This is a genomic window from Paenibacillus sp. 8b26, from assembly GCF_050626875.1.
In the GTDB taxonomy this organism is placed as follows: Bacteria; Bacillota; Bacilli; order Paenibacillales; family Paenibacillaceae; genus Paenibacillus.
This window is the reverse complement of record NZ_CP192445.1, coordinates 6,007,319-6,022,061: the sequence shown is the minus strand read 5'-3', so window position 1 is coordinate 6,022,061 and position 14,743 is coordinate 6,007,319. Positions and strand designations below refer to the sequence as shown.

The 14,743-nt window shown below is 48.6% G+C and carries 9 protein-coding genes and 1 pseudogene; 1 reads left to right on the top strand and 9 read right to left on the bottom strand.

The window, feature by feature from the left end:
• Nucleotides 1-163 precede the first annotated feature (163 nt).
• The 7 genes and pseudogenes from ACQ4MX_RS27875 to ACQ4MX_RS27845 form a co-directional block, all read right to left on the bottom strand.
• The gene (locus tag ACQ4MX_RS27875; protein ID WP_431088534.1) at nt 164-3,238 is read right to left on the bottom strand and encodes a X2-like carbohydrate binding domain-containing protein; all 3,075 of its coding nucleotides are present in this window, start codon (nt 3,236-3,238) and stop codon (nt 164-166) included.
• Between the two features lie 484 nt (nt 3,239-3,722).
• The gene (locus ACQ4MX_RS27870; protein WP_431088532.1) at nt 3,723-4,895 is read right to left on the bottom strand and encodes a M20 metallopeptidase family protein; all 1,173 of its coding nucleotides are present in this window, start codon (nt 4,893-4,895) and stop codon (nt 3,723-3,725) included.
• A 111-nt stretch (nt 4,896-5,006) separates the two neighbouring features.
• Nucleotides 5,007-7,139 (bottom strand): dipeptide ABC transporter ATP-binding protein, encoded by a 2,133-nt coding sequence (locus ACQ4MX_RS27865; RefSeq protein ID WP_431088530.1) that lies wholly within the window; start codon nt 7,137-7,139, stop codon nt 5,007-5,009.
• A gap of 46 nt (nt 7,140-7,185) precedes the next feature.
• Nucleotides 7,186-8,082, bottom strand: a complete 897-nt coding sequence (locus ACQ4MX_RS27860; protein ID WP_431088529.1) for an ABC transporter permease — start codon at nt 8,080-8,082, stop codon at nt 7,186-7,188.
• A gap of 30 nt (nt 8,083-8,112) precedes the next feature.
• Nucleotides 8,113-9,038: pseudogene (locus ACQ4MX_RS27855) on the bottom strand (ABC transporter permease).
• 51 nt (nt 9,039-9,089) lie between these two features.
• Nucleotides 9,090-10,727 carry an ABC transporter substrate-binding protein gene (locus tag ACQ4MX_RS27850; RefSeq protein WP_431088527.1) on the bottom strand — a complete coding sequence of 546 codons (1,638 nt, stop codon included), beginning with the start codon at nt 10,725-10,727 and terminating at the stop codon, nt 9,090-9,092.
• A 260-nt stretch (nt 10,728-10,987) separates the two neighbouring features.
• Nucleotides 10,988-11,497, bottom strand: coding sequence for a GNAT family N-acetyltransferase (locus ACQ4MX_RS27845; protein ID WP_431088525.1), 510 nt, complete (start codon nt 11,495-11,497; stop codon nt 10,988-10,990).
• 128 nt (nt 11,498-11,625) lie between these two features.
• Here ACQ4MX_RS27845 and xerS point away from each other — a divergent pair, with 128 nt between their 5' ends.
• Nucleotides 11,626-12,726, top strand: coding sequence for a tyrosine recombinase XerS (xerS, locus tag ACQ4MX_RS27840; protein WP_431088523.1), 1,101 nt, complete (start codon nt 11,626-11,628; stop codon nt 12,724-12,726).
• Between the two features lie 10 nt (nt 12,727-12,736).
• On the opposite strand, the gene mobB is transcribed toward xerS, so the two are convergent.
• Together mobB and ACQ4MX_RS27830 are read right to left on the bottom strand one after the other, a co-directional pair.
• Nucleotides 12,737-13,279: a molybdopterin-guanine dinucleotide biosynthesis protein B gene (gene mobB / locus ACQ4MX_RS27835; RefSeq protein ID WP_431088521.1), complete on the bottom strand. Its 543-nt coding sequence runs from the start codon at nt 13,277-13,279 to the stop codon at nt 12,737-12,739.
• The gene (locus ACQ4MX_RS27830; protein WP_431088520.1) at nt 13,276-14,553 is read right to left on the bottom strand and encodes a molybdopterin molybdotransferase MoeA; all 1,278 of its coding nucleotides are present in this window, start codon (nt 14,551-14,553) and stop codon (nt 13,276-13,278) included. Before ACQ4MX_RS27830 ends, mobB begins: the two co-directional genes overlap by 4 nt.
• Between the last annotated feature and the right edge of the window lie 190 nt (nt 14,554-14,743).

Sequence of the window (14,743 nt, the reverse complement as noted above, 5' to 3'; positions counted from 1 at the left end):
GAAATCGACTGAGGATCAATAATGCCAACAAAAATAAAGCCAGCTCACTCATCAGGAGTGGCTGGCTTTAGGATTATTCTTATGCTAAATGCTGCAAAGCAGTTTAGCAGCCATTTTGGTAATGGTGCCCTTTTCGTTCCGATTGCCCTTACCTTATCAGGATTTAAGGCTCTATCCCCCATTGCTTGCTTCCAGCCAAGTAAGCGATTACCTTAGTGGAATCTTTTAAGCTGGTTGCTGTGGCATCAAAGGAATAATCATCGGTTTGGGTGTAATTGCTCCAGTCCGCTTTGGATATCCGGGTTTGCAGCTCCACACTTTGACCGGGTTCTAAAGAACCCGCACCAGACTTAAAGCCGATTTCCACATAAGAATCTGCTCCCGGTTTAACATTGGACAGTGTTTTGAAGCTGGCGATCACATTCTCAGGACTAACACTTGACCAATCTGCGAAGAAATTTTGGGACTTCTCCCCATTTATAGTGTAATAATAACGCAGCGTCACATACGCAAGGGAAACGGACGAGGTTCCCGTATTTGTAATTTTAAACTTGGAGCTGATCGTGTTACTTGTTTCAGATACATTACCGTTGAAGGTCTGTACCTTGAGAACACCCTGTTCTGTTCCCGGCTCGCTTGGTGTATTTTCCTTTACTGTCACCGTGAACAGCACATCGCTACCTGCATTAAAATGAAACGTTAACGCTGTGTCTCCTTTAGGGAGTTTAGACAAATACTTATTGGAGAAGGTAACCGTTTCGCCATCGAGCGTATAATCTTCACCTTTTTTCAGCACTACGCTGCCCTGCTGGATGACGTCTAACGTATTTCCGCTAAGTGTAAGCTTGACGGAAATATCGGTATTTGCGTTATCCTGTCCATAGGTTGCAGTCGTCGGCGTAATGCTTGACTGACCCGCAGATGGTTGGTCACCGTTCACTCGATCTGCCACCAGAATACCGCGGCCATTTGTTCCCAGATAAGCACGTCCATAAACTCGGGGGTCACCGATAATGGTGGTCACCCGAGCATATTGATGCTTGTCGTCATTAATGCGTACCCAGTTTGCGCCAGCATCGTCCGAACGGTAAAATCCGCGTGTACCGTCGATTTTACCAACGATGAATACAGTTGCATTGGTACGACTCGGTGCTGCTTTACCAAAGCCTACAAAGTCTGCCTCCTGCACATTAGCAAGCTTGGTGAACGTAACGCCGGAATCCTTGGAATGCCACAAGCCGTATGGCCCTCCATCCTCAGAGCCCCCAGCGAACCACACATCCCCTTCTGCTCCACGTACTGCATCAATATCGGCATTACCTACGGTTGGTAAGCCTGATACCGCCGAGGCTGTGAACGATACGCCTCCATTGGTGCTGGTATATATTTTTCCGGCGTCGAACGCATAGTATTTGTTAGGATTCACCCGGTCTGAGGCAATCTTCGCATTCGCTGGAATCCCTGTACTTGCGGTCCATGAGTTGCCGCCTGTTTTGGAGTAAAATATGCCTTTGTCCGAGGTGCTCCAGAGCAAGCCATTACCATCGGCCGCAACAGCTATGCTTCCCCCTCCTGCTGTGCCGGAAGGCTCACTGTTCGCTTTATACCAGTTTGCTCCACCATCATTGGAGAAGCCGATGGATTTGGCATTCGGATCTTTTTGGTAATCTGCTTTGCCTACCCGCGCCATAAAAGCTGGATTCAGCTCGGCATAATCGATACTTTCACTGCTTGTAAAAGTGGGATTATCCAGCATTTTAGCTGGAGCCTTGAACAGATCGTCATGTCTGAAACCGGAGACATCCCCTACTGCGCTCACCAAAGGTGCACCGGTTGGAGGGCTTACAAGATCCAAAATCGCAGTTTCCTCTACCCCCTTAGCTGCTACCGAAATGTCCAGCTTGCCGCCTTTGTCCCAATTCGTCACATTTTTGGAGCCGTAAATGGTGGCTCCTGTGCCGTACAACATATGATCTGAATTAAATGGATCAATCTCCAGATCCCCGATCATCCAGCCCAGCTTGGGCGATACTTCCGGCGGAGCAGGGTTGGCATTGAAAGTCAGCCAAGGCGCAGCTGTTATATCCAAATTGTATTTCAGCTTGCGAGTTGGATAACCATCGAATTCCCAAATGGGGCTCCATGTTGCCCCGCTGTCGGTGCTGCGATAAATCTTTGCATCTGGCCACCAGGAATTTAGCGTAGCTACCATAAGAGTACCCGGCTTCTGCGCGTCTACTGTCAGTCCACCATATCCAAAATAATTGTCCGTGCTGCTACTGGCAACGGGGCTAATGTTGATCCATTGTCCGCTTGCTGTATTCAATTTCCACACTTCACCTTTTGTCCCATCATATGGACCTGCTCCATCGCTATAAGAGATGTATAGATTACCATCCGACGATAACACCCCATGATGCGGCAAATAGCCCGTTGGTTGTCCTGCTACAGCGGACCAGGTTGTCCCGCCATCTGTACTGCGGTAGACACTTTGCTTTTTATCCGCAACACCTACATAGATCGTCTGTGTAGCCTTACTGGAAGAGCCCGTCTTTTTGTCAAACGTAATCCAGGCCAAACCGACGATATCACTGGTGTACTCATTGGAAGGGTCCTGTACATACGTGCCCGGATTTGGGAAACTGCTCACCTTGCTCCAGGTTGCCCCGTAATCCGAGCTTTTCCATAATCCATTACCACTCCGTGCCCCGAAGAACAAAACATTGTTCCTATTAGGATCAATCGTCAGACGTTCGCCCATCGAGCGTCCTGGCATATTACCTCCCACCTTAAAAGGAAGCTTCGTTGTCTGCCACGTATTGCCCCGGTCGGTTGACCGCATAATCTGTCCGTTTTGCTTGTCCCATGAATTGGTATACGTACCTGTAACTATATATACACGATTTGGATCAACAGGATCGGTCGCCAACGCATCCACGCCATTTTTGTTCCAGTCTTCCCAGCCCACAGAATCCGTCAACGGAATCCAGCTCTCGTCAGTGGGGTTCCAGCGGTAAGCACCCCCAATATCCGTACGGGCATAGATCAGATTTTTTTCCTTCTCATTAAAAATGATACCAGGCACAAAACCGCCACCGCCACCCGTGACCACACTCTTCCAGGTGTACTCATCACTTGGAGCGGCGGCATGTGACGGCGTTATCAACCCTGTCCAGGAAGCCCCCGCTACCACAAGCGCCAAACACGCGATCCTAAACCTGCTTTTTGCCTTCGTCATTGAATTTAACCTCCTTCTCCATTTTCATTTGAATATGCGAGTCATTTCCAGATGAAAGAAATCAGCCGATTCCGGATTCGTTCCTATCATTGTATCTCCAACCAACATAGTCTGATCAATGCTTCTCTCGGCCTCACCTCCAGTCGTTATCAATGAAAATGCAACAGGAATCACTTTTCATAAAGCGCTTACATTTTATCTTGCTCAATAGATTCGTCATCTTTTTCTCGGTTCCTTGTGTAAAAAATCAAGATTATGTTAATATCATCACTTGCTCCGCGGCTTACAATGTGGGGTTGATCCTTCTCCTGGGCGTTGATACCTTTTATATATTACTATTATGAATTTTTCATATATTGAAATAATTACTTTATTTCTCATTCTTTAACCCCCGTCAAAATACTTTGATATACGCCAAAAAACCGCGCTATGCGCGGTTCCGGCTTCTGTGAAAGCCAACGGTAAATATTAAATATATCCTTTATTATTGCAAATATTCAAGCGCCAGCGCCAAAAATATGTGGCCTGACACAAGCAATGCACGTTCATCAAAATCAAAATGAGGATGGTAGTGAGCATAATGTGTTCGTTTATCCTCATTACGCGCCCCGACATGAATGAAGGCTCCCGGTCGCTGCTCCAAATAATAAGCAAAATCCTCTGCTCCCATGACCGGCTTCAGATCCAGAAAAGCGTCAGCTCCATACAGCCTGCCGACAAGCTCGCGTACACGTTCGGTTTCGGCTACAGCATTTACTAAAGAAGGATAGCCATTCAGATAGTCAATTTCATATCCTGCATGATAAGCCTCAGTCAAACCCTTGACAATACTGCGGATTTCATTCTCGACCTCCTTGCGCACTTCTTTATTGAACGTACGCACGGTCCCTTCGATTTTAGCCTTATCCGCAATAACATTGAAGGCGGTTCCCGCCTGAAAAACACCAATGGTCAGCACCGCTGATTCAATAGGGTCCACCCTGCGACTGACCACCTGCTGCAATCCGTTCACAATTTGGCTACCGATGACAATAGAGTCTACCGTCTGATGCGGTCGCGCGCCATGCCCGCCTTTGCCGTTAATCTGGATCGTAAATGCGTCGACAGCCGCCATCGCAGGCCCACTCTTTAATCCAATTTTACCAAGTGGAATTTCAGATGCGAGGTGAATACCATATACCGCCTCTACCCCATCCAAACAGCCATCCTCAATCATAAACTTGGCTCCGCCGGGCGGTTTTTCTTCCGCATGTTGAAAAATAAACACGAGCTTGCCCTTCAGAGCCTCCCGGTTATGGCTTAATACACGTGCTACTCCTAGTAGCGCAGCCGTATGGCCATCATGTCCACAAGCATGCATAACACCGGGAACCGTCGATTTATAGGGCGCATCCTTTTCATCCTGAATAGGAAGCGCATCAAAATCGGCACGAAATGCGATCGTTCTGCCTGGATGGCCGCCCTCCAAAAACCCGAGCACGCCGTTCCCGCCCACATTCGTTCTCACCTCAATGCCAAAAGATCGCAATTGATCGGCGATAAATACAGACGTATTCGTTTCTTCAAAAGAAAGCTCGGGATGCTGATGCAGATGTCTTCTCCACGCAATCAGGTCTTGCTCACCGTCTTTCAATTCCTGAACCCATCTCTCTAGCATAATACCCTCTTTTCCTATTGAATTTATTTAATTATATGTTTATCTTACCATGAATTTACTGTAGAATCTTCTATCCTGCCGATAACAAGCCAAAGAAGATATGTCTTTGGTTTAGGACGGGTAGTGACAAGCGGCATAATGTCCTGTGCCAATCGCTGTCAGTTCCGGCGCTTCCTCACGGCAAAGCGAGGTCGCCAGCGGACAACGAGTATGAAAACGACAACCAGACGGTGGCTTCGCAGGCGAAGGAATCTCACCTTGTACCGTAATCAGCTCCCGTCGGTTTTTCGGATTCGGATTGGGTATGGAAGCAACAAGCCCTCGGGTATAGGGATGTGCCGGATGCCGGAAAATCTCCTCGCTTGGCGCAATTTCTACGAGCTTACCCAAGTACATGACCCCAATCCGGTCCGATATATGTCGGACAATGTGCAATCCGTGCGCGATAAACAAATAGGTCGTATCCAGCTTGCGCTGTAAATCCTGAAGCAGATTGACAATTTGCGCCTGAACAGAAACATCCAAAGCCGAAACTGCCTCATCCGCCAAAATAAACTGCGGTTGCAGCGCAATTGCACGAGCAATCCCGATCCGCTGGCGCTGGCCTCCCGAAAATTCATGCGGAAACCGCGTGATCAGCGAAGGCGACAATCCGACTGCACTCAGCAGTTCCTCGACTCGTTCCCGTTTGGCCTTGCCATTCAGCCCTTCATGAACCGCAAGCGGTTCACCGATAATATCCCCCACATTCCAACGCGGATCAAGCGACCCGTAAGGATCTTGAAAAATCATCTGCATATCACGGCGGGCAGATCGTAATTCGGAATTCCCTAACTTTGTCAGCTCCCGATCCTGAAACCATACCTGCCCTGAGGTTGGGCGTTCCAACTGCATCAGAAGGCGGCCCAAAGTAGACTTACCACTGCCGGATTCGCCGACTAGTCCAAAGGTTTCACCCTGTCGGATCGAAAATGATACATCATCCACCGCCCGGATGGAAGCACCTGCCCGACCGGAAAAGCTTCTTTTCACTGGATAATACTTGCAAAGTCCATCCACCCGGAACAAATCATGCTTGTCATGCCCTGTGTCCGCAACAGTTACACTGGATTTTGCAGTTTCCTTTACCTGTACGCCATCACCGCTCACTTTGACCCCATCAACAGCAGATACATACGTCACTTCTTCCTTTACTTCTGCCGCTTCTTCAACAGCATCTGCCGAGACTCGCCCTTCCACAGATACCTCTGAAATACGCCAATCACCGGACGCAGCCAACTGCTCCGAATGCCAGCAAGCTACCTCGCGTCCATCCTTGGCAGCCAACGGAGGCGTTTCGCTTTTGCATTGATCCGTCGCATGTGGGCAACGCGGGTGAAACAAGCAACCGGATGGCATAGCGCTCAGGCTGGGGATGGCCCCCGGGATCGAAAACAGCTTGCTGCTGCGATCTGTATCCAGCGTTGCCACCGAACGAAGCAATCCTCTTGTGTACGGATGCAGCGGCAGCTCGAACAACTCTTCCGTTGCGGCCTGCTCCACGACTCGCCCGGCATACATTACAACAATTCGATCCGCAATCTCCGCTGCAATACCCAAATCATGCGTAATTAGCAGAATCGACATGTTGAATTCCACCTTTAATTCCTGAAGCAACTGCAAAATTTGCGATTGAATCGTTACATCCAGCGCTGTCGTCGGTTCATCCGCAATCAGCAGTTCAGGGCCACATGACAGCGCCATCGCAATCATCGCCCGTTGCAGCATCCCGCCGGACAGCTCTCCGGGATACTGCTTCATACGGATTTCCGGCTCAGGAATCCCTACCCTGTTCAGCAAATGAACCGCATGAGCCCACGCCTGCTTCCGTGTCTTCCGATCGTGCTCCATAATGATTTCCATCAGTTGATATCCAATGGTGTACACCGGATCAAACGCCGCCATCGGCTCCTGAAATACCATCGCCATTTTTTTGCCGCGAAGTGTGCGTAATTCCTGCTGCGACAAAACAGTCAAATCTATGCCCTTCAACCGTATTTGCCCTTGGGCAATTCGTCCGTTCTCATAATCGATCAGCCGCATAATCGCCTTGGAGGTAATCGTTTTTCCGCTACCGGATTCACCAACGAGGCAGACCGTTTCCCCCGCTCCGATCGTCAGCGATACGTTGTTGAGTGCTTGCAGCAAACCTTTTTTAGTGTGAAAGTCGACCGACAAATGTTCTATCTCCAGCAATGATGACAAACGAACTCCCTCCTTCTATAGCACTAACGAATAGGCTTCCTGAATGCTAGTTTGCGTTCTTTTTCGGGTCCAGCTCATCTCTCAGCTTGTCGCCTAAAATATTGACCGACAGCACAAACAACGTAATGGCTAGACCAGGAAAGGTGCATATCCACCAAGCCACTGTCAAATACCCGCGTCCCTGAGACAATACCGTTCCCCAATCCGGAATTTCCTTTACCGTGCCAAGCCCCAGAAAGCTTAATCCCGATCCGGCCAAAATAGCGCTGCCGATTCCGAGCGTCGCCATCACGAGCAGAGGTGACAAGGAATTAGGAAGCACATGTCGCCAAAAGATGCCGAAAGGTGTAGCTCCGATGGAGCGTGAAGCCGTGACGTAAGATCGTCCTTTTATACTCATAATCTGTCCCCGCATGACTCTTGCATAACCCGGAACAGCAGAAATGGCTACCGCCAGTACGATATTAAACAAGCTCGGCCCAAGAGCCGCCGCAATCGCCAAAGCCAGCAAAATGCCAGGAATAGTCATCAAAATATCAATAAATCGCATCAGCACCGTATCCACGATACCGCCGATGTAGCCCGACAGCGCTCCGATGATCCCACCGGCCAGCCCACCGACGAGCACCGACATCAAGCCGATGAACAGGGAATCCCTACTTCCGTAAACGACCAGACTGAATACATCCCGTCCAAAATAGTCTGTTCCGAACCAGTGAGCAGCGCTTGGGCCCTGTAAAATCTGGTCGCTTAACATTTCTGTTGGCGCATAGGAAGCAATCCATTGCGGAAATGCTGCACAGGCGACCACGAACACAATAATTAGCCCTGCCGCATATACGAATCCATCCGACACTCCTCCGAACCGTAACCTTCCGGTTTTCCGAACAACCCGCTGCTTTCTTTCCTTCCAGACTGTTTTGGCCGCCATCGTTTCTCTCAACTGTCTTCCTCCTCCCTGATTCCTGCCGACTTACACCGAGCGTCTAACCCTTGGATCAATGAATGTATAGGATATATCCACCAATAGATTTACGATCACGTACATGATAGCAGAGAACAACACAACTCCCTGCACAACTGGTAAATCCTTAGCCATAATCGCATCCGCAATTAAACGCCCAATACCTTGTCGCGAAAATACCGTCTCACTCACAACTGCTCCGGCCAGCATTTCTCCCATCAGCATCCCGATCATCGTTATCGCAGGAATCAACGCATTACGTAGTGCATGGCGATACATAATGACCTTCTCCGATAACCTTTGGAACGGAGCGTAACGATAAACTGCTCATTAATGACCTCCAGCATACTGTTGCGTACCATTCTGACAATGAACCCCGCACCGACAATGCCCAAAGTGAGAGACGGAAGCACAAGTGTTTTCCAGCCGTCCGAGCCCATTGCAGGCAGCCACCCCAAATGAATGGAGAAAATGAGCAATAGCAGAATTCCTGACCAAAATGTGGGCATGGAAATGCCGAACAATCCGACAATTCGCGCGATGATATCTATTGGCTTATTCCGATGAATGGCCGACAGCACTCCAAGCAGAACACCGATGATGACCGAAATAGCAGAACCGGCAAGCGTCAACGCCAATGTAGGCGGGAGATTAACCCATATTTTAGGTAGCACCGGATCAGCATTGAGGAGTGATTTTCCAAAATCACCTTGTAGCAGATTTCCGAAATAGTTCAAAAACTGAACATGAAAAGGCTGATCCACTCCCAACTTATGACGCAAATTGGCGATCATTTCTGGCGTGGCCGTCGAAGGGTCCAGAATAGAATCCACCGGGTCCCCTGGAAGCAGATGCAAAATACTGAACACCAGAATACAAGAACCCACAATTACCAACAAAGAGGTAACCAGTCGTTCTGCAACAGCTCTGATCATGAAGCACACTCCTTTCCGTCTGGATGGTTCGCAAGAAATAATTTAGCCGTACTATTTTTGAATGCGCACATCGTTGAACAGCGGATAACCCACTAAATCGAATTTGAGACCTTGCACCGACTTGGCGGCTCCAACGGTATAAGGGAATACATAAATCGGAATGATAACGGCCTGATCACGGATCAATTGTTGTACCTTTTTGTAAATTCCCTCCCGCTTGGCATCATCCTTTTCAATAGCGCCCTGCTCCAACAGCTTATCGACCTCAGGATTGGAGAAGTTAGGCAGTGTAGGCCGCTGATTCGGAGCCGCTGTGTGGTAAAAAGCATATAACGCGTTCGGGTCCACATTGACCTGGCTATTCCCGTAGAAATCATAGTTTCCGTTCGTATATACAACCGTTGCAACATCCTTGGTAATTTCAATCTTCACATCAACACCGATTTTCTTCAGTTGCTGCTGAATAATGGCTGCAATGTCGTTGCGTTTTTCACGGTTCGGCGTGCCGTCTACATAATGCAGCGTCAGACGTTTTCCATCCTTCACTCGGAAACCATCCGCACCTCTGACCCAACCCAGTTCATCCAGCAACTGATTGGCTTTGTTAGCATCCGGCTGCAAGCCGTTTTCCAGTGATTTATCATATCCAAAAATACCCGGAGTGAGTGGCGACCAAGCCTGCTCATAGGTACCCAGGTAAAGCGTTTTGACAATCGTCCCTACATCAATACCGTATTGCAACGCCTGTCTGGCCTTCAATTCATTCCACGGCGCCTTCTTCTGGTTAATGAATAGCGTGTACGGTAAACCTAGGGTATTGACCTGCAGCAATTGAAAATTAGGGTCACTCCTCAGCGTTAAAATGTTTTGTGGAGGAACTGTTTCTGCGGCCAAAGCCTGCCCACTCTGCACACTACCGATCCGTGTCGCTTCCTCCGGCACGATTTTAAAGGTCACGCTATCTAAATACGGTGCTCCCTTGTTCTCAATGGTTTCCGGTGCCCATTTGTAATCCGGGTTACGTTCGATTTTGATTTCTGCATTTTCGTCCCACTTTACAAACTTAAACGGACCTGTGCCCACCGGATGCTTGCCAAATTGATCTCCATATTTTTTGACTCCTGCAGGAGAAACAATGGCTACTGCTGGAATACTTAAATTGCTCAAAAATGCCTGCGATGGTCGTTTCAGATTCAGCTTAATCGTGTATTCGTCTATCACTTGTGAGGATTCATACGGGGCCAGCAAGTTAGCAGCATTACCAACTACAGCTTGCGGATCAATAATCCGGTCATAGCTGAATTTGACTGCTTCCGCATTAAACGGAGTTCCGTCATGGAACTTAACGTCCTTGCGCAGCTTGAACGTATAGCTTTTGCCATCCTCGGAAACGCTCCATTCGGTCGCCAGCCAAGGCTTAATCGTATTGTCCGGCAGCTTTACAACCAAATTGTCGAATATCCCCCGATACACCCGGGATGCTACCGCCAATCCACTCTTATGCGGGTCCAGTGAATCCGGCGATGTCGCCAGCGCATAGGTCAGGTCCCCACCTTCTTGCCCGCCTCCCGCTGCATTTGCCCCGGTATTCGTAGAATTCGCTCCTTCATTGCCTGAGCATGCCGATAATACCAGCATCAGCGACAGGGTTAGAGCTAACATTTTCGCATATCGACTTGTTCGTTTCACTTGTAAAACACTCTCCGTTCTCGTGGGTAATTTTATGAATGCATTGCATATTTGAGGCCGATGTTACATTGTTGATAATTCCAATCAGATATATATGAATTGTACAAATAACTGTATACCCGTGTTTTTATAGTGTCAATGCAAGTTCTAATTGGAATGATCTATGGATAGATAGAAGACTTAAATTGACAACGCAAAAAAGAGCCGACAGGAATGCTCTCCCCGACTCTTTTTCGTTGCTAATTACAATTTTGAATTTTTCAGGTATTGAAAAACTGACTTATATTCCCTCGTACCGGATGAGTCTGCTCCCTGTACTCCCCATCCGTATAACTGCCAATCACCTTACGCCAAAAGGACTGCGCTGGCCTGTTCGTGCTCATCTGCGTCACCTTCCAACGCCCAGCAAAACGTCCAAACAGCTCATGAGCCGCCCACGTCCCGACCCCATTATGCCGATAAGGACGTAGCACAAAAAACTCAGCCATGTAGTAGTCAGCCTTCCGATTGCCGGACATTCGGTCAACCAGCGCAAAACCTACGGGAACGTCCTGCCTCCAGATCAGAAAAGGCAGCTTCTGTTCACCGCTTGTCCAGTATTGGTACAAGTCCGGGTAAGCCGGGAATGTGCCGTTTTCAGTAACATCAATTCGAAGATAGGCTGTAAAATCATATAAATAAAATTGCATGAGCTGCACAATAATGTCCCTCTGCGACTCCGGAACACTTTTGATGGACAGCTTCAATTCCGACTGAATGTCATACCCCATATTTTCACCTCTCTTGGCAGACCAGTTCGTTCTTCACTTCGATTTGCATCCCAATCTTACATTCCATCCGGTGCTGTTCAAAATATGCTAAAATACATATATATTATGACCGGACGAGGTGGAACCCAATGAATATACAAAAGATTATCGACCGGCGCAAACTGGACGAAAAAATGCCGGGATTACCATGGTACGTACAGCAATTTATGGATTACAAGCTGCCCGACCTGTCCCCCTCCACATTGCTGGAATATGTACGGGATTATGAAGCTTTTTTTAAATGGCTTCGCTCAGAAGGCTTGTCTGCCGGAGAGACGAACGCCCAAGTTACGCTGGAAGAATTGGAGACGCTCCATATGGATAGTATTACGGGCTACCGTTTGTTCCTATCGACTAAGCGTGAAGGCTCCAACTCCCGTATTACGATTTCACGTAAGCTATCGTCCCTGCGTTCCCTTTTTCATTATTTGAGCCAGATCGCTGAGGATGAAAACTTTTATCCTTTGCTCAAACGCAACATTATGGCCAAAGTCGAAATCAAGCGCATACATAAACCCAAGGACACGGCCGCCAAGCTCAAAGGAAAGATACTGGAGGAGGAAGAGCTGCTTGAATTTATTGGCTATATTTATGAAGGCTATGGACAGGATTTGGCCGATAACAAGCAGGCACTGTACTCCTATGAACTGAACAAGGAACGGGACGCCTGCATTGCCAGTCTCATTCTAAACTCGGGCCTGCGCGTATCTGAAATCGTCAATCTGAATATGGACGATCTGGATGTAAACAATAAATTACTATATGTGTATCGTAAAGGCAACAACGACGAAACCTTTAAAACGCCAGTATATTTCCGCGAGCAGTCCAAAGATGATCTGGCACTCTATTTATCCCTGCGGCATACCCGTTATCGCGCACCCAAAAAGGAAAAGGCGCTCTTTGTCGCACGTCCCAACGGCAGTACAGAAGGCAAACGGATGACAAAAAGAGCGATTCAGGCGATGATTATCAAGTACGCCAAACGGTTCGGCAAACCTTACCTGACTGTTCACATGCTCCGTCATTCCTTTGCCACCGACTACTATTTGCAAAACGATATCTACAAAACGAAGGAACAGCTCGGTCATGCTTCCACGGAAACGACGGAAGTCTATGCCCATCTGACCGACAAGACCATGTCCCAAGCGATTGAACGACGGGTGGAGACTCAAACTGACTCAGCCGATTGATGTCTCAGCCCTACTCATCCCGGACTCCTTCTCTCTGCTTCTGAATCTGTCCAAGTAACCAGCGGCCTGCCGGGCCGTTGGCATCGGCGGGAAATATCTGTATCGTTTTATCTGAAAAGTGGCTCTGTGCCCAACCCGTATGATCTACCCAAACCGCTACTCCCTGTACATTTGTCAGCTCAGTGGTAAGCTGGGCATCCGATTGTTCCCGCACCATCACCAGCTTTGGATAATACTCCTGTTTAAAGCCTTCCAGCAACACGCAGTCGTATGCCTGAAAATGCCGGATTAGTTCGGTGACAGGCCGACTATGCTCCTCTAAAATGGCTGTTCTTCCACCTGAAACAATGGCTACGCCTTCGGCTCCCGCTTGTCGGTGCTTGTACGTATCTGTTCCCTCATGATCCATCTCAAACTCATGTCCATCATGCTTGATCACAGCTACGCGTAGCCCGGACTCCCGCAAATAACGAATCAACCCTCCGAGGAAGGTCGTTTTCCCCGTATTTTTGAATCCGACGACCTGACATACATACGGATTTATCCTATTCACGTCACATGACCGCCTAGAAGCACCAGCACACGTACCTCTTCTCCTGCACGCAAGCCTTCTGTTGTCGGAGGAATCACGATCAGACAGTCGGTGTCCTTAATCGTCACCATGACGCTGGATTCATCTACTCGTGCAGGAATCGCGTATACTTGTCCATTGCGTATTTCCAGGGAGCTGCGTACAAAACGGGTAAAATTATTCACCTTCGTATAATCTGCTCCCAACCGAGCCGTCCAGGTTTGCAAATACGGCTGCTCTGAAGACAGCATCATTTGGATGGTGGGTCGCACAAACAACTCACAGCCTACAAAGCACGCACCGGGATTGCCAGAAAGCGCAAATAACAGCTTACCGTCAATGACCGCGGCTGTAGTCACACTGCCCGGACGCATTGTGACCTTGTTAAACAGCATATCCACATCTTCCTGTCGTACCAGATCGCCCATAATATCAAAATCTCCCACCGATACACCGCCACTCGTGACGACGATATCGTAGGCAGCTATCGCTTCACGTACAGAAGCACGGGCGAGAACCAAATCATCATGAATGGCTTGCAAGATGAACGGCTCCCCCCCTGCCTCCCTGATTTGTGAAGCCAGCATATATGTGTTGCTGTTCCGAATTTTCCCCGGCTGCAACGGCTCATCCACGGCAAGCAATTCCGAACCTGTGGAAAAAACGGCCACCCGTGGCTTCCTGTAGACGGGTACCCGATGTACGCCAAAGGTAGCCAGCACCGAGATATGCCCTGCCCCCAGACAGGTTCCTTTGCTGAGTAAAAGCTGATCTTCCCGAATCTCATGACCGATTGGTGTCACATTTTTGCCGATTTCCATGCGCTTCTTCAGGCCCACATATACCTGTCCATCTTCCTCACGTAGCTGTGTCGCTTCCAGCATAACAACCGTGTCTGCCCCTTCAGGCAATTGTGCTCCTGTCATGATGCGCGCCGCCAATCCCGTCTCCACCCGCTTGTCCGATACGGTTCCGCATGGAATTTCGTCAATCACGCGTAGCCAGATTTCCTGACCGGACGAACAGACTTCGGTGTCCGAACCAAGGATGGCGTATCCATCCATGCCTGAACGACGGAAGCTGGGATATGGGTGTGGTGCGGTCAAATCCATCGCCAAATAACGTCCATGCGCCTGCTCTAGCCCTACGTTCTCCCGCTCTCCCTGTTTAACATGAGCAGCTATTCTGCTTTGTGCTTCTTCCACTTGAACCGATTTGCGCTGAAATTTGTCCGAATTTAATTGTGCCTGATTCATATCTTCACTCCGTTCTTCTGAAAATGCTCTCTTTCTGTTATAACGCTAAAACCGTTATCTGGCAAATCCGGAGGATACTTATTTTGTAGCGGCAAGTCTCTATCCGCAAAAAAAACAGCCCGGAATCTCATTCCTGAGCTGTTTTGGCAGATTCTATTTTTAAATTTTGCTCGTCATTACATCTTAACTC